Here is a 22,552-nt window from a genome sequence, read left to right as displayed (position 1 = left end):
AAACATCAAATATAAGCACACATGAAAGACCTGTTAAAAAAATATGAGCAAAAACAGCCCGAAGTTGTTTTTGAATGGAAAGATAGCGAATCTGAGGCGGAAGGCTGGGTAGTAATTAACTCACTGAGAGGAGGTGCTGCCGGAGGCGGTACACGTATGCGTAAAGGGCTGGACAAACGTGAGGTTGAATCTTTAGCTAAAACGATGGAAGTAAAGTTTACGGTTTCAGGCCCTCCCATTGGCGGAGCAAAATCGGGTATAAACTTTGATCCTGCCGATCCACGCAAAAAAGATGTTTTAAAACGCTGGTACAAAGCCGTAATGCCTTTACTTAAAAGTTATTATGGTACCGGTGGTGATTTAAACGTCGATGAAATCCATGAAGTAATTCCCATTACTGAAAGTTATGGTCTATGGCATCCGCAGGAAGGAGTAATTAATGGTCATTATCAGGCACGTGAAAATGAGCGCATCCACCAGATAGGGCAATTACGTTACGGCGTATCCAAAGTATTGGAAGATCCAACTTATACTCCTGATATTAAACGTAAATATAAAGTTGCTGATATGATTACCGGTTATGGAGTAGCACAATCTATTAAACACTTTTACAATATCTGGGGCGGAAACTTACAGGGTAAAAAAGCAATTATACAAGGCTGGGGTAACGTAGCCGCAGCAGCAGGATATTACCTTGCCCAAAATGGTGTAAAAATTATAGGCATTATTGATCGCGTAGGCGGGTTATTAAATCCTGAAGGCTTTTCATATGAAGAAATTCAAACGTTATTTAACAATCGCAAAAATAACACTTTAGTTGCCGATAACTTAATAAGTTTTGCTGAAGCTAATGAAAGAATATGGAGCATAGGCGCTCAGATCTTTGTTCCGGCAGCAGCATCTCGTTTGGTTAAACAAAACGAGGTTGATCAAATGGTAGCAAGTGGTCTTGAGGTTATAGCCTGCGGAGCAAATGTTCCTTTTGCTGATCCTGAAATATTTTTTGGCCCGATCATGGAATATACAGACAATCATGTAGCTGTTATACCTGATTTTATAGCGAACTGTGGTATGGCCAGGGTATTTGCCTATCTTATGCAACGAGATGTAGAGATGAGCGATGACGCTATTTTTAGTGATGCTTCTAAAGTTATTTATGATGCTTTAGTAGCCGTTCACCATTTATCTGATAGTAATGTAAACCTTTCAAGCAGAGCTTTTGAAATTGCATTAAAACAATTGGTTTAAAATGACAAGCAATTTTTTTGAACAGATTTTTTGGGGTAATACAATTAAGCAATATTGTATTTTTGCTACGATTTTAATCCTAGGGATTCTTTTTAAACGACTAGTATCCCGTACAATTAGTCGTTTGCTTTTTAAACTGTTCGATAAATTTGCAGACAACCATCATAACCAGACATTTGTTGATTTACTGCTAAAACCTTTTGAGTTTTTTATCACACTCACCACTTGTTATTTAGCAGTAAATCAGCTTTCTCATCCTCTGCAGGTGGTAATGTTCCACTATAAAAATACCATTGATAAAACTAAAGTAAATGCAACTTTTACCATTGGAGAGTTTTTAGATAAAGTTTTTTTATTTCTGATTATCCTTTCCGTATTCTGGATTATCTTAAGAATAATCGACTTTATAGCCATTGTTCTTCTAAATCGTGCTTTAAAAACCAATGATAAGGCAGATGTGCAGTTGGTTCCTTTCTTAAAAGAACTTTTAAAGTTTATTGTGGCTTTTATTGGTTTTTTTGTATTACTGGGTTACGTTTTTGAAGTAAATGCCGTAAGCCTGATAACAGGTCTGGGTATTGGCGGTATTGCCATTGCTATGGCAGCCAAAGAAAGCTTAGAAAATCTTTTAGGGTCTTTTCTGATATTTATGGATAAACCTTTTACCGTAGGTGATGTGGTTAAAGTAAATGGAGTTGAAGGAGCAATTGAAAAAGTAGGCTTCAGAAGTACAATTATAAGAAGTACTGATAAAACTACCATTGTTATTCCTAACCGATCAATGATAAGTGGTGCTTTAGAAAATTTAACACGTCGAAATTTCAGACGAGTAAAATTTAATATCGGCTTAAATTACAAAACACCTAACCAAAATATCAAAAACATTATAGCACAAATAACCGATTATTTGAAACAACATCCCCGAATTACAGATCCTACCGTAAATTTTGAAGGTTTCGGAGATACGGCCTTAAATATTCAGATTCTCTTCTTAATAAGCGATTTAGCCTACAGTGATTTTGTAAGTGTAAAACAGGATGTCAACTTTAAGATAATTGATATCGTAAAAGAAAACGAAGCAGATTTTACTTTCCCGGTATAAAGAATATTGCTTAAACAGAAAGTTACAGCTTCAAAAAACAGGATTAAGTTTTTAGCTTAGCTCACCTAATACGGTTATACCCCCCTTAACAACCTGATTTAGTTCTAAGTTGACCTTAGTACCTAAAGGAAGGAAAATATCTACCCTTGAGCCAAATTTAATAAAACCAAACTGTTCAGTTTGTACTACTTCATCTCCTTCTTTTACATACCAAACTATACGACGTGCCAAAGCACCTGCAATTTGCCTGAATAAAACCGAAGATCCATTTTTATGCTCTACCACAACGGTTGTACGTTCATTCTCTGTGCTTGATTTTGGATTCCATGCAGCAAGATATTTACCTGGATGGTATTTAAAGAATTTAACTACTCCTGAAATAGGATTACGGTTGATATGTACATTTACCGGCGACATAAAAATAGACACCTGTAAACGCTTATCTTTAAAATATTCATCTTCCTGAGTTTCTTCTATTACCACAACCTTACCATCGGCAGGGCAGATAATTAGATTTTCGCCACGAGTAAAAGTACGTTTAGGATTTCTGAAAAACTGCAGAACGATCACGAACAGAGCAAAAGAAAAGATGTAGATGAACCATCTCAACCAAACAATATCCGCAAAACGATATTCAACAATAGCATTGATAATAAAAATAAATAAAATGCTTAAAGCAATGCTCGTATATCCTTCTTTATGTATAGTCATTTATCCTATTCTTTATTTTTTACAAATCTCGCAAAAAAAATGAATTTACAGCAAAAAGAGCTAAACCGCTCTGTAAATATCTTTCAGGTTTCTGCCCAGACCATCAAAGTCTAAACCGTAACCTACCACAAAGGCTGGAGGAATTTCAAAAGCAATATAGGTTAGTGGATCTATTTTTTCTTTAAGAGCTTCGGGTTTAAACAGTAAAGTACAGGTGGCAAGAGATGCTGGTTTATATTCCTTAACTTTATTTACAAGATTATTTATGGTAAATCCGGTATCTACAATATCTTCAACTAAAATTACATGCCTATTTTTAAGATTGGTTGGTAAGGCAAAAGACTGCGTAAGTGTTCCTGTGCTCTCTTGCCCTTTGTATGAAGAAACCTTTATAAATTCTATTTCGCAGGGAATGTTAATCTCTTTAATCAAATCTGCTAAAAATAAGAAACTCCCGTTTAACACACCAACAAAAACAGGTATTTTACTTTCATAATCTAAATTAAGTTGTATAGCCAGTAACCTGATCCGCTTTGCAATGGTATCTGCATCCAAAAAAAGTTCAAACGCTTTTTGGTGTATTTCTATTTTATCCATTTCCGTTTTCCTTCTGTTTTCTTCTTTCTTCTCTACGCTCCTGCCGCATTTGCTTTTTTGTTTTAGGTGTATCTATACGGGCCGGTTGAGCTTTAGCTGCTGAAGTATCTTTTTTTGATCCGCCAAACAATTTATCAAATAAGCTTTTAGCCTGATCCTGCATACCTTTTGGTGGCATAAGGTCATCATCCTCTCCGCTTATGGAATTGGTATCAATAGCAACGGTATCAGGTGTTAGGTATTTACGAAGGCCTTCTCTCAATCTTACATCATAAAATCCATAAGCAGAAGAATCTGGCACGGCTAACCCCCTCCTTGCCATGGTACCACCAATAAACTTAAAGTAAGGAATAAGATAAGGTTTTAAACTACCATCGCTCATAAATTTAAATAAAGCCACTTTAGGTTTAGGGACAATATTGGCCAGAAATATACCCTCTCCTAAGTTCAGCTCAGCAGGTGTTTTTCCAAAATAATATCTTGAGGCTTCTCCTATACCATATACATTATTACCCATTTCTATGATGTTAAAATACACCTCGAGCATGCGCTGTTTACTCACCAGCCTGTTATTTTCGATCAGCCATACAATTAGAATTTCCTCTGCCTTACGGGCCAAGGTCTTTTTACGGCTTAAAAAAACGTTCTTAACCAGTTGCATGGATATGGTGCTGCCCCCTCTTTTAAATTTCTTTTCTTTAAAGTTTACCGCAATAGAATTCCTGATCGATTGCTCAACAAAGCCATTATGCCTAAAAAAAGAGGGGTCTTCTGCGGTTAATAAAGCATTTTTAAAATTTGGTGATATATCTTCTAATCGGGTAAAATTAGGGTTTGATGGACCTATCATAATGTCACGCATAGGTTTACCATATTCGTAAGGGGTATAGATAAAATCATGATTGATTTTCTGAAGATCAGTTTTGCCCCACTTTAAGATCTTGAAATTAGTGGGTGTTAATGCAGAGCTGAATCTTACACTGTCAGGCAATGAAGAATCGAGATAAAAATCTAAGTTATACCTCAATTTACCCTGTACTTTCATCCCTTCCAGAGATTCGAAAAGTCCCTGAGGAAACGCATCTAGAATCTGTTGAGCGTCTTGCTCCTCTGCATTGAGTTTCATCTCATAAATTTTGTGAGGAGATAAGGTATATTTTAAATACGGATGTATTGTGGCATTTTTCAAAAATACGGTAGAAGAACTGTCCAGACATAAAAAGTTATCTCCCACAACCATATCTGCTTCAATCTTTGCATCAGGAACAATGATATCCCCATCAGATATACGTTTCTGGTTAATCAACAGGTTTTTTATACTCCATGAACCAGATATTTTGTAATCACCTCCACTAAATCCTGCTTGCTTCATTTCTGTTCTTACCGTATCGAAATTGATTTTAGCATGAAGCTTATTTTCAAGATAAGGCAATTCTACTTTCTTGCCTTCTGCAAACAACATCACATCAAGTTTCCTACTACCTGGATTCAATCTCCCATTCACATGCCAGATTGCCGCTGTATCGTTTACAAGTATGGTAGAATTCAGCTTTCCATCATCAATTGTTGCACTTTTTGTCAAAAATTTTATGCCGGCTGTATCATTATCATTGAGCCTCATCATCAAATTGTTGATCTGCATATTGTCAGGTATTTTATAGAGTACCTGGTTAAGGAGATTACTGGCAATATCACTTAAAGCAAGTTTGTGGGTAGTTACACTATCTTTCTTTTTCCGCTTTAAAAAAAAATCGATGTTTGTTAAAGTATCACGCATTACAACGGTGAAATTTCCATTATTAAGATTTACTTCCGATAATTTTACCTTACCAAAAATTAATGGAAAAATTTTAACCCCAACCGTAATATCCTGTAGCTTAGCCAGTGTATCCCTATCTTTAGGTACTACACTAACATTGGTCATGTGAACAGCACTCAGGCCGCTAAAACCTGCCTTCCCAATCTTTAAGTCAACACCATAATCATCATTGGCTTTTTCTATAGCTTTAGCTATTGCCTTTTTGAGAAAAGCATCCCGCTTGTTGTAAGCGATTACCCCCCCTGTACCTAACAAAACTAGTATTATTGTTAAAACCCAGGCCGCGATCTTTATATATTTTTTAGGGATATTGATTTTTGACAGTTGCATAAACAATTTAAGATTACTGCTTAACAAACGGTTGATACGAATGTTTATTTCGTGTTAAAAATACAACAAAATGCCCGATTGGAAATACTTTATGCGCATGTTTTATTAATTTTGAGCATGATAATAACCGAAGAGAGTATTCTGGCAGCCTTGCGCAATGTTGAAGACCCCGATTTAAAGAAAGATCTGGTTACACTTAACATGATAAAGGATGTTAAGATCAATGATAAAAATGTTGCTTTTACCTTAGAGCTTACTACACCTGCGTGTCCACTAAAGGATATGCTGAAAAACGCCTGTGTAAATGCCATCAAACACTTTGTTGCCGCTAACGCTATAATAGATATCAACATTACCTCACGTGTAAGTAAGCCTGTTGATACTAGCCAGCTCAAGGCTATAAAAAACATTATCCTGGTCTCGTCGGGTAAAGGAGGAGTAGGCAAATCAACCGTAGCCAGTAATCTGGCTATTACTTTGGCCAAAAATGGAGCAAAGGTAGGGTTGATTGATGCAGATATTTATGGACCTTCTGTACCTACCATGTTTAATTTAGTGGGTGCAAAACCTTCAGCTAAAGAAACCGAAGGAGGAAAAACCCTGATCGAGCCAATTGAACAGTATGGAATTAAATTGCTCTCATTAGGATTTTTTGCAGACCCAGACCAACCTGTGCCATGGCGCGGGCCAATGGCTTCAAATGCAATAAAACAACTTTTTAACGATGCTGATTGGGGAGCGCTGGATTATCTCTTGGTAGATCTTCCTCCTGGGACCGGAGATATACATATCACTATTTGTCAAACCTTCCCTATTGCTGGAGCAGTGATTGTTACTACCCCGCAGCAGGTTGCTTTAGCCGATACCCGTAAAGGATTAGCCATGTTTAAAATGCCCGGCATTGACATACCTGTTTTAGGTGTGATTGAAAACATGGCTTATTTTACCCCTAAAGAATTACCTGAAAATAAATATTACATATTTGGCAAAGACGGAGGGAAAATGCTTGCCGAACAATTTGGCGTACCATTTTTAGGCGAAATACCATTGGTACAAGGCATCAGCGCATCGGGTGACAATGGTCGTCCAATAAGCTTGGAAGACAATCATCCCCAATCTTTTGCCTTTAATGAGATTGCAGGAAAAGTAGCTCAACAAATTTCTATTAATAACATTAAATAGACTTTCTTTTGCCTTATTTTTATTATTTTTAAATTTTAAATAACAACGAAATGGATTTAAGAGCACAAGTTGAGCAAGCTTTAGAAACAATCAGACCTTACTTAATTGCTGATGGGGGGAATGTTGCCATTGAAGAAATTACTCCCGATAATGTCGTGAAAGTTAAATTACTGGGTAATTGTGGTTCATGTAAAATGAGTTTCATGACCATGAAAGCAGGCATAGAACAGGCTATTATTAAAGAAGTACCTGAAATTAAAGGGGTAGAAGCTATCGATTTAGCTGAGCAGGCTTAATTTTAACACATTTTAACCTTCATATTTTGACAGCCGTGCTATTTTTGTAATGCTAATACTTAAAGAGTAGCAACTTAAATGAGATATATATTAACCATATTGTTGTTCTGTGTTATAGGTAATGTTTTTGCCCAGGATCAAAAACAAACTAATAAGTTAGTGCAGTTTTCTGGCATTGTTACCGATGCTGACAGTAATATGGTTGTTCCTTATGTTACCATTACCAATCTAAGTAAAAACAATCAGAAATACGCAGCCAATTATCAAGGATATTTCTCTTTTGTAGTAAATCCAGGTGATACTTTATTATTCTCGGCTGTAGGCTTTACCAGTAAAAAATTAGTTTTACCCCAAATCATTGCTGATAATAAGTACACGACAATGGTACAGATAAAATCAGAAGTAATCTCTCTACAAACTGTAAGAGTTTACCCTTGGGCTACAGTAGAGGAATTTAACCGTGATTTTTTATCTTTAAAAATAGCTGACGACGACATGGCTATTGCCAAGAAAAATTTATCTAAACAGAGTATCAATGGCATGATATTAACACTTCCTCGTGATGCTCAGGAAATCAGCAATAGCAACTACCGTTACAATTTTGACCGGATGGTAAATGCCAATATGCGCCAAACCAATCCTTTACTTAACCCTTTTGCCTGGGGCAAGTTAATGCAAGAAATCTTTAAAGGCGATAAAGCACGAAGTACAGATCAATAAATCTTAAGTTTTTTCTTTATTTACCTATTCTTCTTAATCATAAGCAGTTAAGTCATATGTAACAATATCGCTATGCAATAATTTTAACATGCGTTTTGTTGCAGGCAAATGCGGCTTTAATTAGGTTTTATTTTATCTTTAATTAAAACTTAACCTAAACAACCCGCGTATGAAAAGAATTTTACTTATCGCAGCTATCCTTTTGCTGCAAATTCCCGCATTTAGCCAAAATCCAAAACGAGAATTAAGAGCCGTTTGGCTAACTACACACTTGAGTTTAGATTGGCCAAGTATGACAGCGACACCGACAAGCCAGCAGGCTGCGCTGAAAACAATCTTGGATAACCTGCAAGCTCTTAGAATTAATACCATCTATTTTCAGGTAAGAGGAGTTGGAGATGCTTTTTATCCAAGCACATTAGTTCCTTGGTCTAACCGTTTAACAGGTGCAAACAATTATGGTGTAAATCCTGGTTGGGATCCTCTTGCCTTTGCTATTGATGAGTGTCATAAAAGAGGAATAGAAATTCACGCATGGCTAAACCCTTTCAGAGCCGCCACAGATGCAACCCTGATTTCGAAATACAGCTCTACACACAAAGCTGTTACAAATCCAGAATGGCTGTTAGACCAAACAGGTTCTTCTCCACTTATAAAATATTTTAACCCTGGAATTCAGGCAGTTAGAAACCACATCACAGACATTATTGAAGAACTTGTTACTAATTATGACATAGATGGAATACATTTCGATGATTATTTTTACAATTCTGGTATCGGTACTCAAGACCAAACTCAATACAATGCAGATAAACGTGGTTTTGCCAATATCAATGACTGGAGAAGAGATAATATTACCTTATTGATTACTCAGATAGGAACAAAAATCAAGTCAATAAAACCCTGGGTAAAATTTGGGATTTCACCTTCAGGCATCTACAGAAATTTCACTGTCCCAGGATCAAGTCCTGCTATTACAACAACAGGCTCAGAACATTACAATGTACAATTCATCGACACAAAAAAATGGATGGAAGATGGTCTGATTGACTACCTTACTCCTCAGGTGTACTGGGCTTTCAATCAGGTTCAAGGCAATGCCAAGTTCAATTATGTAACCGATAACTGGAACAGCATGAATTTTACTCGTCATCTCTTCATTGGATTAGCCACTTACAAAACCAAAGATGGGAGCGGTACTGCATATACTGAAGATGAAATTAAGAATCAAATGGATTATTTAAAGAATAATGCGCCTAATGTTTTGGGAGTTGCTCATTTTAGGGCCGCTTTTACAGTTACTTCTAATACAGTCACTAAAAACACCATGGAATATATACGGGATAATCAATACAGTTCGCCAGCTTTAATACCTGTAATGACCTGGATTGACAATACAGCACCTGCCGAACCAACCGCCCTAACATCTGTCTTAGAAAGTGGCAAAACAAAGTTAAGTTGGACAGCACCTACCAGTACTATTGATAAAATGCAAGAAGTAGTAAGGTATGCTATTTATCGTTCGACCAATTCGACCATTGATTTTGATAATTCTGCTAATTTAATTGCTATTATTCCTAGCACAGAAACGTCTTATATAGATACTAAAGTAACACCGGGAACAGGAACTTCATATTACTACGCCGTTCGTTCTTTAGACAGGATAAGCAATGAAAGCATATCCAGCAATACTGTAGCTGATCCTGCTACGTTACCTGTTAAACTCATAGATTTTACAGCAAAAGTAAATGGTAACCGTATAAAGATTGAGTGGACAACTACCAATGAGGCTAACAGTGATTATTTCCTTATTGAAAAGGCAGGATCTGAAGGCGTATTTAGTCTGGTTGATAAAAAACCATCTTCAGCTCTTAATTATTCAGAAGTTAAACATTACTTTACTTGGGATAATACTCCTTTTAACGGAATTAATTATTATAGGTTAACACAATTTGATAAAGATGGTACTTCTTCAAAACCCGAGGTTACAAGCGCTAGTTTTAACGAGTTGATCGTGGTAAATGCAAAAGCTTTCCCTAACCCTACCCATAATCATATCAACTTCAGCTTAACTAATTTTAACGGAAAATCTGTAAAAACGAAGTTAATAAACCTTTATGGCCAGACTATCCATGAAGAAGAGTTCAACACCATTTCTGGCAACAGCGATTATCGCTTAGGTCTTAAAGACAGACTGCCAAGAGGGCAATATATATTGAGCATATCTGATACAGGATTCCAACAGAAAATTAAAATAATTGTTCTTTAACCAAAAGGCCGGAATTAATTCCGGCCTTTGTCTTTCTATAATTTTTATTTTCTCTTTATCGATTTAGAAACAAAAATATTTTTGATGTTTTAAAAAATATCGCACTTCCATGCAACAAAAATAAGGCTCGCCCGACTATCCTATAGTTAACTTAATAAATGGGCTTTGTACAGAACAAGAACCGTATCTTTACTTAGCTAAATAACAAATAAAATATAACGTTGCATCTAAGTTTATCATTGAATGAGAGCGAACTGATACGTCAGTGTTTAGCCGGAGAAGAAAAAGGCTATACATTACTGTATCAGAAATATGCCAAGCGCATCTACAACTCAATATACCGGGTTGTAAATAATGCAGCTGATGCAGAAGATATTTTACAAGATGCTTTTTGTACTGCTTTTGGGCAATTAGATAAACTAAAGAACAGAGATAATTTTGAAGGATGGCTAAAAAGAATTGCGATTAACCAGTCTATATCTGTTCTGAGAAAAAACAAAATGGTTTTTGCCGAAGATGATCTCTTTGAGAAGATAGCCGATGAAGAATTTGACATGACCGAAGAAACGCTGTTTCAATGTCGTGTAGAAGATATTAAACAGGCTATACAAACTCTGCCGGATGGATATCGGACTATTATATCTCTTCATTTATTTGAAGATGTTTCGCAGGAAGATATTGCAAAGATGCTTGAAATAAGCCACAATACGGTACGTAGTCAATACCACCGGGCAAAGAAAAAAATATTTATGTTACTTAAAGATAAAGCTTATTATGGAACATGATTTTTTAAAAAAATATATTCAACAGAACAGGGATGCTTTTGATGATGAAGAGCTTCCATCAAAGGCTTTCGACCAAATCATGGGCAAGGTTAAGAAAGAAGCTGCTAAACCAAAACGCACTTCTTTAAGACCTTGGTTAGCCATAGCTTGCTCGCTGCTTATTGTTATAGGGGCTTTCTTATGGGTAGACAGACAGGATAAACCTGCGCAATCACTATCAATAGTTAACACAAAACCAACCACAAGCCCTGTAAATACAGATAATGACAATGTTAAAGTAGCTGAAAAGAACAGTTATGTTGTCAAAATGACAAAAGCCATAGTTAAACAACCTACGGATAATCACAGAGCAAACGACAAAGCAGCCGACGTACAACAGATTTATTATGAACTCAATGACAGTACATCTGTAGCCACTCGCTTAAATGCGTTGCTAAAGGCAAATGCCTTGCTTTCAATTAACGAAAAATTAAAGGTTGCGCTTTGTAGAACTTTCAATAATGATGAGAATGATAATGTAAGACTCGCCGCCTTAAATATATTGTCAAAAATTAAAGATGACAGCTATATCAATGAAAATCTTAAGCAAAGCCTTACCCTGCAAACGGACCCTTTTATACAAATTGAACTGGTAAAAATCATGGGTGATAGTAAAGAAAAGGAAACCACCCAAAAATTAATGGAAATGGCTAGTAATCCCGCAACGATAGACATCGTAAAAGAACAAGTATATTATGCTTTATTAACCAAACAATAACTCTTTATAAATAACACATTATGAAAAAACTTTTTTTAATTGCAGCTATATGCTTTACAACAGCCCTACATGTTTTGGCCCAAAAAGAATTTAAGGTATCAAAAACGAATGGGAAGCTCATCATAAACAATATTTCTAACTTAACCGTTGAAGGTTATGAAGGCAAAGAGGTGGTTTTTACCATTCTCGGAAAAAAAGAAACATCAGATCCAAGGGCGCAGGGATTATCAGCGCTAAGCAGTGCAGGTTTTGATAACACAGGAGTAGGTTTAAGCCTTAAAGAAAATGGTCAAAATACCGAGATTTCCCCAATAGAAAGCTTTGTAAGATATAAAGTAACCGTAAAAATCCCCTATTCTGTAGCGCTTTCTATTAAAACTAATTCCGGAAGTAGTTGGGGCTTTAAAGACAGTGCTTCGGTTGTGATCAGTAATTTAAAAAGCGAGGTAGATGCTTCTCTTCAGTATGAGAACATCAAAGTATCTAACATTAAAGGTCCACTAAGCGTTAAAACCTTTCAAGGTAATATTGAGAGTACCTTAACCTCTGATTTTAAAGGCCCCATTTCATTAGTTTCTGCTTATGGCTTTATAGATTTTACCATTCCTCCAGCGGCCAAAGCCAATTTATCTATCAGCACCGCATATGGAACGCTATATGCTCCTAAAGACTTAAATCTTACAATCCAAGAAGAGAAGCCAACGTCAGAAAAATCAGCTAGAGAAACAATCACTGCCAATGCTAGTACTATTGTGCTAACAGGCGATGCCAAAACAGCCACCGTTATTAGCGGGAGCGGGACAGCTTCATCAGGTGGCAATTTCACATTCTCCGGTACAAACCTATCAAATGGCACCAATATTAAAGGCAGCTTAAATGGAGGGGGAGAACAAATTATCTTAAAATCTTCAAGCGGAAAAATATACGTACGCAAATAGACCAAACACCAGATAAACCACAAAGGCCTGTTGAACATGTGTTCAACAGGCCTTTTTTAAATTCTTTCAGCTCCGGATTTATCTTTTTTTATTTTGCTTAGGGAATCTCATTTTATAATCCGCCCTTACCTCGCCTTTAGTAATCTTATCTAATTTTGATTTCAAAAGTTGCTTTCTTAAAAGACTGATTTTATCTGTGAAAAGCTTTCCTTCAATATGGTCATATTCGTGCTGAATTACACGTGCAGCAAATCCTGTTACTGCTTCTTTATGCTCCTCCCAGTTTTCATCAAAATACTGAATAACAATATTGGGTTTACGCATTACTTCTTCTCTGATATCAGGAATACTTAAGCAACCTTCAGAAAACCCCCATGGCTCGCCACTTTCCTCCAGTATTTGCGCATTAATAAAAGCTTTTTTATATTGAGGTTCATCATCCAGTTCGCCGGTATCAACAACAAACAATCTGATAGGTAGGCCTACCTGCGGTGCAGCCAAACCTACTCCACTGGCATTGTACATGGTTTCCCACATATTCTCTATTAAGCCTTTTAAATCAGGATAGTTTTTATCAATAGGCTCGCATTTTTTCTTCAAAACCGGATCGCCGTAAGCTACAATGGGTAATTTCATTGGGTATTTTAATTTTTCTATTTGTCGAGAATTACGATGCAAATTTACTAAAAAGTTAACGAATGTTGTCCGGGCAAAAATTAAGCCGGATTAAATACAAGTGCAGTGAGATTGTTTTCATCTAGAACATAGTTTGCAATCTGGTTAATCTCAAAGGCTGTTACGGCATTGATTTTATTAAAAACCTCCTCAAGGCTGTCTATTTTCTGATAATCTATCAAACTTTTAGCCATTGCTATGATCAGACCTATGCGGTTCTCTTCCCCTAAAGCAATCTGCCCGATAAATTTATTTTTAGCTTTATGCAATTGAATTTCGGTTAATGTATGTTCTCTGAGTTTTTTAAACTCTTTAAAGATCAGTTGCTGAGCTTTTCCTACTTTTTCTTTATCTGTTCCAAAGTACAAAGCAAATATTCCAGTATCGCTCAACGGACTGTAATTGGTTTCTATAGTATAAGCAATGCCATATTTTTCGCGAAGCTGCAAATTAAGAATAGAACTCATACCCGTACCACCTAACATATTATTCAGCAATAGCAATCCGGCCTTTTGTTGGTCATGCAGCGAATAGGCTGGCATACCTAACATACAATGAGCCTGCGCAATAGGTTTGTTAACTATTAATTTAACCGGGTTATAGACTAAAGGAGATTTACGATGAGTTTCCGGAGTATTTTCTGGTATATCGCCATAATACTTGGTACTGCTCTTAATTAACCTCTTAAAAGAATAATTACCCAAAACAGCTATCACAATTTCATTAGTACGGTAATTATCTGTTATAAACTGTTTAATATCGTGTTTATTCAGTTTTTTTACAGTATCTGGCGTACCCAAAATATTTCTGCCCAAGCCATGCCCAGCAAAAATCAGGTCTTCAAAATCATCGTTTATCGCTTCTTCCGGCTGATCTAAATAAGAAGATATTTCATCTAGAATTACTCCTTTTTCTTTCTCCATCTCATCTTCCGGAAATGTAGAATGAAAAACAATATCATTAAAAAGCTCTAATGTTCTATCCAAGTAAGGGTTTAAAAACGACGCATGGATACAGGTATACTCCTTGGTAGTATAAGCATTCAAATCAGCCCCTATACTTTCCAGTCTGTTCAGTATCTGGCTCGTATTTCGCTTTTCTGTACGTTTAAAAATTAAATGTTCAATAAAATGTGCTAAGCCCATTTGTGCATCATTCTCATCCCTCGAACCTGCGTTTACAATAATACAGGCATGAGATATAGCTGATGCGGCAGGAACATGTAATATTCTTATGCCATTTGATAAAGTATGAACGTTATACTCCACTATAATCTCTCCGTATCTGGAAATGAAAGTTCTAAATCTGCAACCACTTTAGCTTTGCTTGGTTTACATGAAAGCAAGGCAAGTAAACTAATCCCTGCAAAAACCATAAAAATTAAGTTGCCGCTTAACATAAAAGCCACAATATTTAAAAAAGCTCCTCCTTCAATCAGGGCGCATCTTATGATGAGGCCAGACTGGTATTTTGCGGTCTTTTGTTCAAAAGTTTCTAACTGTCTTGCTTTCAGCAAAATTCTGCTGAACAGCGTATTGCCGATGGTTATACTCAATAAAGCCACTAAAGGAAAGAGTAAAAAATAAGAAGAAGCAGAAGCCATTTTGGTTGTAAATGTAGTTGTACCACTATATGAAAAATAGGTAGCAAGTGCAAAAAACAAGACCGCCAAACAAAAAGAAAGATGTAGAGTATTAAGGATTTTTAAATTCATCATCATTTTTTAAGACAGCAAAGATAGCTAAACTATAGATTTTTAGTTCAAAAGCTCTTTAAAATCTGTCATTTTGACTTAACCATGTAATTGGAACACACCTTGATAAAGAATCGAAAACTAAAAAACTTAATATTTAAATATGGCAACAGAAAAAGGAAGTATTTCAATACACACAGAAAACATTTTCCCTATCATTAAGAAATTCTTGTATTCGGACAATGAAATCTTTTTAAGAGAATTAGTTTCCAATGCGGTTGATGCCGTACAAAAAATAAAACGTCTCGCTTCATTAGGGCAGTTTAACGGTGAAGTTGGTGAACCGTTGGTTGAGGTTAAATTAGATGAAAAAGCCAAAACCATTACTATAAGTGATAATGGTTTAGGTATGACTGCCGAAGAAATCAAAAAATACATTAATCAGGTAGCTTTTTCAGGAGCGAGTGAATTTGTAGAAAAATTTAAAGATGCTAAAGATGCCAACGAGATTATTGGTAAGTTCGGTTTAGGCTTTTATTCAGCCTTTATGGTTGCTGATCTGGTTGAAATTCAAACTCTATCTTATCAGGAAGGTGCAAAGCCAGCAAAATGGACATGCGATGGTAGTACAGAATTTGAAATAAGCGAAGGTAACAGAACCACTCGAGGTACAGATATTATACTCCATGTTAACGCTGAAAGCGAAGAATTCTTAAGTCAGCAAAAAATACAGGCGATTTTAGATAAATATGCCCGTTTCTTACCTGTTCCGATTAAATTCGGCACAAAAACAGAACAGGTAGAAGACGGTAAAGATGAAGAAGGCAAAACCAAATACACATCTGTTGAAATTGATAACATTGTAAACACTACAAGCCCTATCTGGACAAAATCACCTGCAGATTTGTCAGACAAAGATTATCTTGATTTTTACAGACAACTTTATCCTTTTTCTGATGAACCATTATTCTGGATTCATTTAAATGTAGATTATCCTTTTAATCTAACCGGAGTATTGTATTTTCCTAAGGTTAAAGAAGATTTTGATATGCAGCGCAACAAAATCAAATTATTTAGCCGCCAGGTATTCATTACCGATGAAGTTAAAGATATTGTCCCTGAATTTTTAATGTTATTACATGGGGTTATTGATTCTCCCGATATTCCGTTAAATGTCTCAAGAAGTTTCTTACAGGCCGACAGCAACGTTAAAAAAATCAACACTTACATTACCAAAAAAGTAGCTGATAAACTGGCCGAGTTATTTAAGGCTGATAGAAAAGCTTACGAAGAAAAATGGGGCGACATAGGTCTTTTCGTAAAATATGGCATGATTACCGAGGAAAAATTTTATGAGAAGGCTAAAGACTTTGCACTGTTAACCAATACCCAAAATGAACACTTCACTTTAGAAGAGTACAAAGCTAAAGTGTCACCGTTACAAACTGATAAAAATGGTAACGTGGTTTATTTGTACACTACCGATACAGATAAACAAGATGGATTTATACAGGCTGCTAATAAAAAAGATTATGATGTATTGGTCATGAATCATCCTATTGATAGTCATTTTGTAAGCACTCTTGAACAAAAGCTTGAAAAAACACAGTTAAAACGTGTTGATGCAAGTGTGGCCAATCAGCTTATAGAAAAAGACGAGAAATTAGAATCGGTATTATCAGAAGAGCAAAGCAACAATGTTAAAACTGTTTTTGAGCAGGCAATCAACAAACCTGGTTATAACGTAGAAGTTGTGGCTTTAAATCCTGATGATGCTCCAGTAACCATTACTATGGATGAGTTTATGCGTCGCATGAAAGACATGGCAAAAATGGGTGGCGGAATGAGTTTCTACGGTAACATGCCTGATAGCTATAAAGTGGCTATTAACGGTAATCACAAATTAATCAATAAAATTTTATCAACCACAGATTCTGAGGAGCAAAGCAAGTATGCAAAACAGGCTGTAGACTTGGCATTATTATCGCAGGGAATGCTTACCGGTGCAGAACTAACAGCTTTTGTTAGCCGCAGCGTTGAGTTGATTTAATGCAAAAGGTGCTAAGGTGTTCTTTACAATTTGTTCCTGAGATTAATCCGAAGGTCAAAAACAGGAAAGTAAAGAGCACCTTTTCTTTTTTAAAAATATGAGACGAAAAAATCTGACCACCCCACTCTCAATCGTTTCAATAGTGTTTCTATTGATTAACTTTTATGTTTTTGGGGGGCTTAAACTAATTATCTCAAACCCAGTATTCTTTTATGTTTTCTGGAGCTTTGGGGGTATATTGGCCATTTGCGCTTATTTAGCTACGCTACGTATTCAAAATAAAGAGCCCGACAGATTTTTTACGGTCATTATACATAGCTTTATTATATATTTTTCATCAGAGATCCTGTTCTCCCTTTTTCTTTTGATTAATGATACCTTAAGCTTTTTTAGAGCAGTACCTTACTATTTCGAAACCCATTCATTCATCATTCCCGGCCGCAGTCTCATCCTGGTTGAGATGGGAACGGCTCTTTCTGTTTTTCTTTGTCTGTTATTTATATATGGAATACTTTGGGGTAAATATCAATACCAGATAATTAAACATGTGCTTTATTTCGATGATTTGCCTGAAGCATTTGAAGGTTTTACCATTACCCAGATCTCAGATATTCATGCAGGCAGCTTCAGCAATGCCAAGCAGGTACAGAAAGGTATAAATCTGATCAATAAACAGCACAGCGATTTGTTTGTTTTTACAGGTGACCTGGTAAACAACCGGGCAGCAGAAATTGCTCCCTGGATTAAACATTTCTCGCAAATCAAAGCCAAATACGGTCAGTTCTCGGTATTAGGTAATCATGATTATGGTGATTATGTAAAATGGCCAAATGAAGCTGCTAAAGCAAAGAATTTACAACAATTAAAAGATTATCACGCTCAAATTGGTTTCAGATTATTGTTAGATGAGCATGTTACGCTTACAAAGGGCCATCAAAAAATTATTTTAGCAGGTATCGAAAATTGGGGTATAGGTTTCGGACAGCGGGGAAATTTAAATAAATCCCTTGAAAATACACAAATCGATGATTTTAAAATCCTTCTTTCTCATGATCCTACACATTGGGAAGAAGAAGTAAAAATCCATCCTTCAAAAATACATTTAACTTTATCTGGCCACACACATGGCATGCAATTTGGTATTGAGTTGTTCGGGATAAAATGGAGCCCTGTAAGCCTGAGGTATAAACATTGGGCAGGATTAAAAACCGAAAACCAGCGTACCATCAATATTAACCGGGGTTTTGGGTTTTTAGGATTTTTAGGCAGAGTGGGCATCTGGCCAGAAATTACTGTCATAGAATTACGTAAAAACAAAATTAAACCGCAATAAATGCGTTTTATTTATGATATTTAAACAGCCTGTTATAAACCGGCCACCAATTTTATTGTTATGAGAACTCTATCAGGATTAAAATTATTCATTAGCGCCATCGTAATTGGTTTAAGCTTAACATCATGTCTGAAAAACAAGAACAGTGATTACCAGCCAGTACAAATTTCAGGCTTAAGCCTTATTAACGCAGTGCCTTCATCTACCAATTTAGACGTTTATGTTGATAATCTGAAAGCAACTAACTTTTCAATAGATTTTTCTTTTGGCACTAAAATAGATTATCTGAATGCTTATTCAGGCAAGCGAAAATTAGATTTGACCAAACAAGGTGTTCAAACTTCATTAGCCTCTACAACAATTACCCTTGATCCTCAGATCGCATATTCTCTATTTGCTGTTAACAAAATTGAAACGCCTGAATTTCTACTTTTAAAAGATGATTTAACCGCTCCCCAAAGTGGAAAAGCTAAAGTAAGATTTGTGAATTTAAGCCCCGATTTAGGTATTGCAAGCATAGCCATAAACGGCTCTAACACAAATCTTTTCAGTAATATGTCCTTTAAACAAGCTTCTGATTATACAGAAATAACCGCGGGCACTTCTGTTACTTTTGATCTTAAAAACAGTAATGGAACCGTAGAAACTCAGTTAAGTCAGGCCCAGATTGAAGCAGGAAAAATTTATACGATTTACGCAAAAGGATTAAAATCTGCCAGTGACAATACACAACTAAGTATGTCTATATTTAGGCAGAAATAGAAGTACTTATTATAGAAATGGAACAAAATACAACCATTGCAAGCAAGCGATATTTTAACAAGAAAAATATAGTGAATGTTATTTTAATTTCACTCATGCTGCTGATTACTTTTGTTCCGCCTGTAAAAGCTTATTTTATACAAGGTCTGATGCAAATTGGGCTGTTTACGCCTTCAGAGCAAACCAAGAACGCTACTGTACCTACTGACCTTTCTAAGATTGTATTTACCGATTCAAAAGGGAACCAAGTAAGTTTAGCCGATTTAAAAGGTAAGATTGTTTTCTTAAACTTTTGGGCAACATGGTGCCCCCCGTGCATTGCAGAAATGCCTTCTATCAACAAGCTGGCACAGTTATATAAAGATGATAAGGATCTTGTTTTTATGATGGTTGATGCAGACGGCGATTTTAGCAAGTCGATTGATTTTATGAGCAAAAGACAGTATAGTCTTCCCGTTTATAAAACGGTTAGCAGCGTACCCGAAGTTATTTTTGGAGGCTCATTACCAACCACCATCGTACTTGATAAACAAGGCCGCCTATCTTTTAGGGAAGTTGGTGCTGCAAATTACAACAGTAAAAAATTCATTAACTTTATAGAGAAGCTAAAAGCTTTAAAAGATTAAATCGCTTCTTATATCTTCATTTTTATGCAACCATTTGATTTAGAGCTTAACCAAGTTAATTACGCTGTATTTCCTGAAGGAAATGAAACTTATACTATTTATAAAGAAGGAAAAGAATACATACAAATCCAGAAAGATGAAGGCGAGCAATGGATCAAGTTTGATGAAGAGACTGGAACTCCTGTTTTTGAGTATGACGAAGAAGTAAATCAACTAGGCAAACTTATTGAGTATTATAAAGAGAATCCTGAAGAGGATGAAGATGAATTATAACTTCTATTGCTCTTTTAAAGTGTAACTAAATAAACGGCTTTTAATTTTTTCTCCCTCAATCCAAACTGTTATCTGAGCATTCTCATCTTGGGAAATTAAAAAGCCATACCCTTTTTTGGGGCCTTTTTCACTATACAGTTCTAATTGTTTTCCGCTCTTTCTAATCTGATCAAATATCTCTTTTACCCGATCTGCAGAAATAGAAAGGGTATCCTTATATTGTTTATTCCCATTTGTATATTCTATAATCAGTTTCTGAGGAACCAGATTGAAAGGAGTTATCTCTGTGAGCTCTTCTTGTTTGGATACCGAAATAAAATCATCAGGTGTGAGCAGTAAAGCTGCTTCAATTTTTATGGAATACGTTTTCTTAACTTGTAATAAAGCTTTATAGTAATATCTATTCCAGGCAGCATATTTATAGATCTTTATGCCTATACCTATTAACAATAATATGGCCAGAGCAAAATAAATCTTGTTGATAAGGTTAATTTTCATCTGTTAATGTGCAAATGCCTCAGCCAAATTAAAACCGTAAATTATAAAAATCACAAGAATTACACTAATAATCAAAACAAGGGCAAAAAACCATTTCCCTCGGTTATAGCCTCTGCCATGGTAACTAATTGCATATAGAAAAGCTAAGAATGCCATTCCTATAGAGATATAAACAATATTTAGATACACTTGGTCTTCTGTCAATTTTCCTATGGTTAAAAACATAACCAGTAATAACAGGTTTACCACGATCATTAAAATAGAAATATCGCTGTTCTTTCGTTTAAGTCTTTGCTGTTCTATTTCTTCCATTGTTATCCAGCCCAGTTTTCACGATCTAAACTACGGTAATTAATAGCTTCTGCCAAATGTTCTATTTCAATTGTTTTGGAATTAGCAAGGTCTGCAATGGTTCTGGCTACCTTTAATATCCTATCATAAGCTCTTGCAGATAAACTTAGTTTTTCCATAGCTTGTTTAATTAGATTTTTACCTGCTTCATTGATTTCACAGATACTTCTCACCATGGCCGAGTTCATTTGTGCATTTGCATACAAGCCTTCATGAGATTTAAACCTTTGGTGTTGCAATACTTTGGCTTTGATTACTCTTTCTCTTATGGCTTGACTCGATTCGGCTTTTGCAGAAGAAGATAGCTCTGAAAAATTTACAGGTGTTACTTCCACATGCAGATCTATCCGGTCTAATAATGGTCCCGAAACCTTACTCAGATATTTTTGCACCACTCCCGGAGCACAGATGCACTCTTTTTCAGGGTGATTAAAAAATCCGCATGGACATGGATTCATAGAAGCAACCAGCATAAAGTTTGCCGGATAATCTACAGAAAACTTAGCTCTTGAAATGTTTACTTTCCGGTCTTCTAAAGGTTGTCGCATTACCTCTAAAACTGTTCTTTTAAATTCAGGTAGTTCATCTAAAAAAAGTACACCGTTATGTGCAAGAGATATTTCTCCTGGACTGGGATGTGCGCCGCCACCAACCAGAGCTACATCAGATATGGTATGATGCGGTGCTCTGAAAGGGCGTTCTGAAAGCAAAGAACTGCTTGCAGCTAATTTTCCCGCTACAGAATATATTTTTGTGCTCTCGAGTGCTTCCTGCAAGGTTAAAGGTGGTAAAATAGAAGGCAATCGCTTCGCCAGCATCGTTTTTCCGGCACCGGGAGGGCCTATCAATATTACATTGTGACCTCCCGCAGCTGCAATTTCAAGCGCTCGTTTTATATTTTCCTGCCCCCTTACATCTGCAAAATTCTGTTCAACATCATTAACTTCATCAAAAAAAACTTTTCTGGTATCTATTCTAAGGGGCTCAGGCTTTTCTTTATGAGAAAAGAAATTAATGACATCACTTAAGGTTTCCATTCCAAACACATCGACGTTATTTACAATTGCTGCTTCTCGAGCATTTTGTTTAGGCAATATAAAGCCTTTGTATCCTTCTTTACGGGCTTGTATCACAATAGGTAATGCACCAGTTATACTTTGCAGCCCTCCATCTAACGAAAGCTCTCCCATTATCACATAATCCGCTAATTCATCTGCACTGATCTGTCCTGAAGCAGCTAAAATACCAATGGCTATGGGAAGATCATACGCAGAGCCTTCTTTACGGATATCTGCAGGAGCCAGATTAATTAGTATTTTTTGTCGAGGCATATGAAACCCAGATATACGGATGGCGCTTTCAACCCTGAAAAGGCTCTCTTTTACGGCATTATCTGGTAATCCCACCACATAATATCTGCTTCCACTACCTACGCTTACTTCAATCGTAATTGTTAATGCATCCACTCCGCAGAGTGCGCTGCCAAAAGTTTTAACAAGCATTATTTAGATTATTTTATTCAATATAAAAAAATATA

At 36.1% G+C, this 22,552-nt stretch carries 23 protein-coding genes; 14 read left to right on the top strand and 9 right to left on the bottom strand.

Translation table 11 applies throughout. The annotated features are described in order from the left end of the window. The first annotated feature begins 21 nt into the window (after positions 1-21). Positions 22-1,248 carry a Glu/Leu/Phe/Val dehydrogenase dimerization domain-containing protein gene (locus ACLHG9_RS13660; RefSeq protein ID WP_410222058.1) on the top strand — a complete coding sequence of 409 codons (1,227 nt, stop codon included), beginning with the start codon at positions 22-24 and terminating at the stop codon, positions 1,246-1,248. A 1-nt stretch (position 1,249) separates the two neighbouring features. Further along, entirely contained in the window at positions 1,250-2,350 is a 1,101-nt protein-coding gene (locus ACLHG9_RS13655) for a mechanosensitive ion channel family protein (RefSeq protein WP_410222057.1), read from the top strand. A 51-nt stretch (positions 2,351-2,401) separates the two neighbouring features. On the opposite strand, the gene ACLHG9_RS13650 is transcribed toward ACLHG9_RS13655, so the two are convergent. Genes ACLHG9_RS13650 through ACLHG9_RS13640 form a run of 3 tightly spaced genes read right to left on the bottom strand, consistent with a single transcriptional unit; the run spans position 2,402 to position 5,807 of the window. Continuing rightward, positions 2,402-3,061, bottom strand: a complete 660-nt coding sequence (locus ACLHG9_RS13650) for a phosphatidylserine decarboxylase family protein (RefSeq protein ID WP_410222056.1) — start codon at positions 3,059-3,061, stop codon at positions 2,402-2,404. A 60-nt stretch (positions 3,062-3,121) separates the two neighbouring features. Next, positions 3,122-3,658 (bottom strand): hypoxanthine phosphoribosyltransferase, encoded by a 537-nt coding sequence (hpt, locus tag ACLHG9_RS13645; protein ID WP_410222055.1) that lies wholly within the window; start codon positions 3,656-3,658, stop codon positions 3,122-3,124. Beyond that, positions 3,651-5,807, bottom strand: coding sequence for a transglycosylase domain-containing protein (locus ACLHG9_RS13640; protein ID WP_410222054.1), 2,157 nt, complete (start codon positions 5,805-5,807; stop codon positions 3,651-3,653). The genes hpt and ACLHG9_RS13640 overlap by 8 nt, the downstream gene beginning before the upstream one ends. A 117-nt stretch (positions 5,808-5,924) precedes the next feature. On the opposite strand from ACLHG9_RS13640, the gene ACLHG9_RS13635 reads away from it, so the two are divergent. From ACLHG9_RS13635 to ACLHG9_RS13605, 7 genes are all read left to right on the top strand, one after another. Beyond that, positions 5,925-6,989 (top strand): Mrp/NBP35 family ATP-binding protein, encoded by a 1,065-nt coding sequence (locus ACLHG9_RS13635; RefSeq protein ID WP_410222053.1) that lies wholly within the window; start codon positions 5,925-5,927, stop codon positions 6,987-6,989. Positions 6,990-7,039: 50 nt separating this feature from the next. Further along, positions 7,040-7,285: a NifU family protein gene (locus tag ACLHG9_RS13630; protein WP_410222052.1), complete on the top strand. Its 246-nt coding sequence runs from the start codon at positions 7,040-7,042 to the stop codon at positions 7,283-7,285. Between the two features lie 78 nt (positions 7,286-7,363). Further along, entirely contained in the window at positions 7,364-8,005 is a 642-nt protein-coding gene (locus tag ACLHG9_RS13625) for a hypothetical protein (RefSeq protein ID WP_410222051.1), read from the top strand. Between the two features lie 169 nt (positions 8,006-8,174). After that, positions 8,175-10,274 (top strand): family 10 glycosylhydrolase, encoded by a 2,100-nt coding sequence (locus ACLHG9_RS13620; protein WP_410222050.1) that lies wholly within the window; start codon positions 8,175-8,177, stop codon positions 10,272-10,274. A 221-nt stretch (positions 10,275-10,495) separates the two neighbouring features. Continuing rightward, positions 10,496-11,059, top strand: a complete 564-nt coding sequence (locus ACLHG9_RS13615) for an RNA polymerase sigma factor (protein WP_410222049.1) — start codon at positions 10,496-10,498, stop codon at positions 11,057-11,059. Further along, entirely contained in the window at positions 11,049-11,816 is a 768-nt protein-coding gene (locus ACLHG9_RS13610) for a HEAT repeat domain-containing protein (protein WP_410222048.1), read from the top strand. Before ACLHG9_RS13615 ends, ACLHG9_RS13610 begins: the two co-directional genes overlap by 11 nt. Positions 11,817-11,836: 20 nt before the next feature. Further along, complete coding sequence (locus ACLHG9_RS13605) at positions 11,837-12,754, top strand: hypothetical protein (protein ID WP_410222047.1); 918 nt, start codon at positions 11,837-11,839, stop codon at positions 12,752-12,754. Positions 12,755-12,832: 78 nt separating this feature from the next. On the opposite strand, the gene def is transcribed toward ACLHG9_RS13605, so the two are convergent. From def to ACLHG9_RS13590, 3 genes are all read right to left on the bottom strand, one after another. Then, complete coding sequence (gene def, locus ACLHG9_RS13600; RefSeq protein ID WP_410222046.1) at positions 12,833-13,390, bottom strand: peptide deformylase; 558 nt, start codon at positions 13,388-13,390, stop codon at positions 12,833-12,835. Positions 13,391-13,470: 80 nt separating this feature from the next. Then, positions 13,471-14,697, bottom strand: coding sequence for a M16 family metallopeptidase (locus ACLHG9_RS13595; RefSeq protein WP_410222045.1), 1,227 nt, complete (start codon positions 14,695-14,697; stop codon positions 13,471-13,473). Beyond that, positions 14,697-15,149 carry a hypothetical protein gene (locus ACLHG9_RS13590; RefSeq protein ID WP_410222044.1) on the bottom strand — a complete coding sequence of 151 codons (453 nt, stop codon included), beginning with the start codon at positions 15,147-15,149 and terminating at the stop codon, positions 14,697-14,699. The genes ACLHG9_RS13595 and ACLHG9_RS13590 overlap by 1 nt, the downstream gene beginning before the upstream one ends. Positions 15,150-15,285: 136 nt before the next feature. On the opposite strand from ACLHG9_RS13590, the gene htpG reads away from it, so the two are divergent. The 5 genes from htpG to ACLHG9_RS13565 all read left to right on the top strand — a co-directional run bounded on the left by htpG (position 15,286) and on the right by ACLHG9_RS13565 (position 20,166). Then, a complete protein-coding gene (htpG, locus tag ACLHG9_RS13585) occupies positions 15,286-17,172 on the top strand; it encodes a molecular chaperone HtpG (RefSeq protein ID WP_410222043.1) in 1,887 nt (628 codons plus the stop codon). Positions 17,173-17,269: 97 nt separating this feature from the next. Beyond that, positions 17,270-18,505 carry a metallophosphoesterase gene (locus tag ACLHG9_RS13580; protein WP_410222042.1) on the top strand — a complete coding sequence of 412 codons (1,236 nt, stop codon included), beginning with the start codon at positions 17,270-17,272 and terminating at the stop codon, positions 18,503-18,505. A 60-nt stretch (positions 18,506-18,565) separates the two neighbouring features. Beyond that, the gene (locus ACLHG9_RS13575; RefSeq protein WP_410222041.1) at positions 18,566-19,267 is read left to right on the top strand and encodes a DUF4397 domain-containing protein; all 702 of its coding nucleotides are present in this window, start codon (positions 18,566-18,568) and stop codon (positions 19,265-19,267) included. 17 nt (positions 19,268-19,284) lie between these two features. After that, the gene (locus ACLHG9_RS13570; protein ID WP_410222040.1) at positions 19,285-19,893 is read left to right on the top strand and encodes a TlpA family protein disulfide reductase; all 609 of its coding nucleotides are present in this window, start codon (positions 19,285-19,287) and stop codon (positions 19,891-19,893) included. Positions 19,894-19,917: 24 nt separating this feature from the next. Next, the gene (locus ACLHG9_RS13565; RefSeq protein ID WP_410222039.1) at positions 19,918-20,166 is read left to right on the top strand and encodes a hypothetical protein; all 249 of its coding nucleotides are present in this window, start codon (positions 19,918-19,920) and stop codon (positions 20,164-20,166) included. A 3-nt stretch (positions 20,167-20,169) separates the two neighbouring features. On the opposite strand, the gene ACLHG9_RS13560 is transcribed toward ACLHG9_RS13565, so the two are convergent. The 3 genes from ACLHG9_RS13560 to ACLHG9_RS13550 are packed head-to-tail and all read right to left on the bottom strand — an operon-like array spanning position 20,170 to position 22,517. Further along, positions 20,170-20,664 (bottom strand): hypothetical protein, encoded by a 495-nt coding sequence (locus ACLHG9_RS13560; protein WP_410222038.1) that lies wholly within the window; start codon positions 20,662-20,664, stop codon positions 20,170-20,172. Between the two features lie 3 nt (positions 20,665-20,667). Beyond that, complete coding sequence (locus ACLHG9_RS13555) at positions 20,668-20,976, bottom strand: hypothetical protein (RefSeq protein ID WP_410222037.1); 309 nt, start codon at positions 20,974-20,976, stop codon at positions 20,668-20,670. Positions 20,977-20,978: 2 nt separating this feature from the next. After that, positions 20,979-22,517 carry a YifB family Mg chelatase-like AAA ATPase gene (locus ACLHG9_RS13550; RefSeq protein ID WP_410222036.1) on the bottom strand — a complete coding sequence of 513 codons (1,539 nt, stop codon included), beginning with the start codon at positions 22,515-22,517 and terminating at the stop codon, positions 20,979-20,981. Between the last annotated feature and the right edge of the window lie 35 nt (positions 22,518-22,552).

The organism is Pedobacter sp. (assembly GCF_046462515.1).
GTDB lineage: Bacteria > Bacteroidota > Bacteroidia > Sphingobacteriales > Sphingobacteriaceae > Pedobacter.
This window is presented reverse-complemented; position numbering and strand designations above follow the sequence as displayed.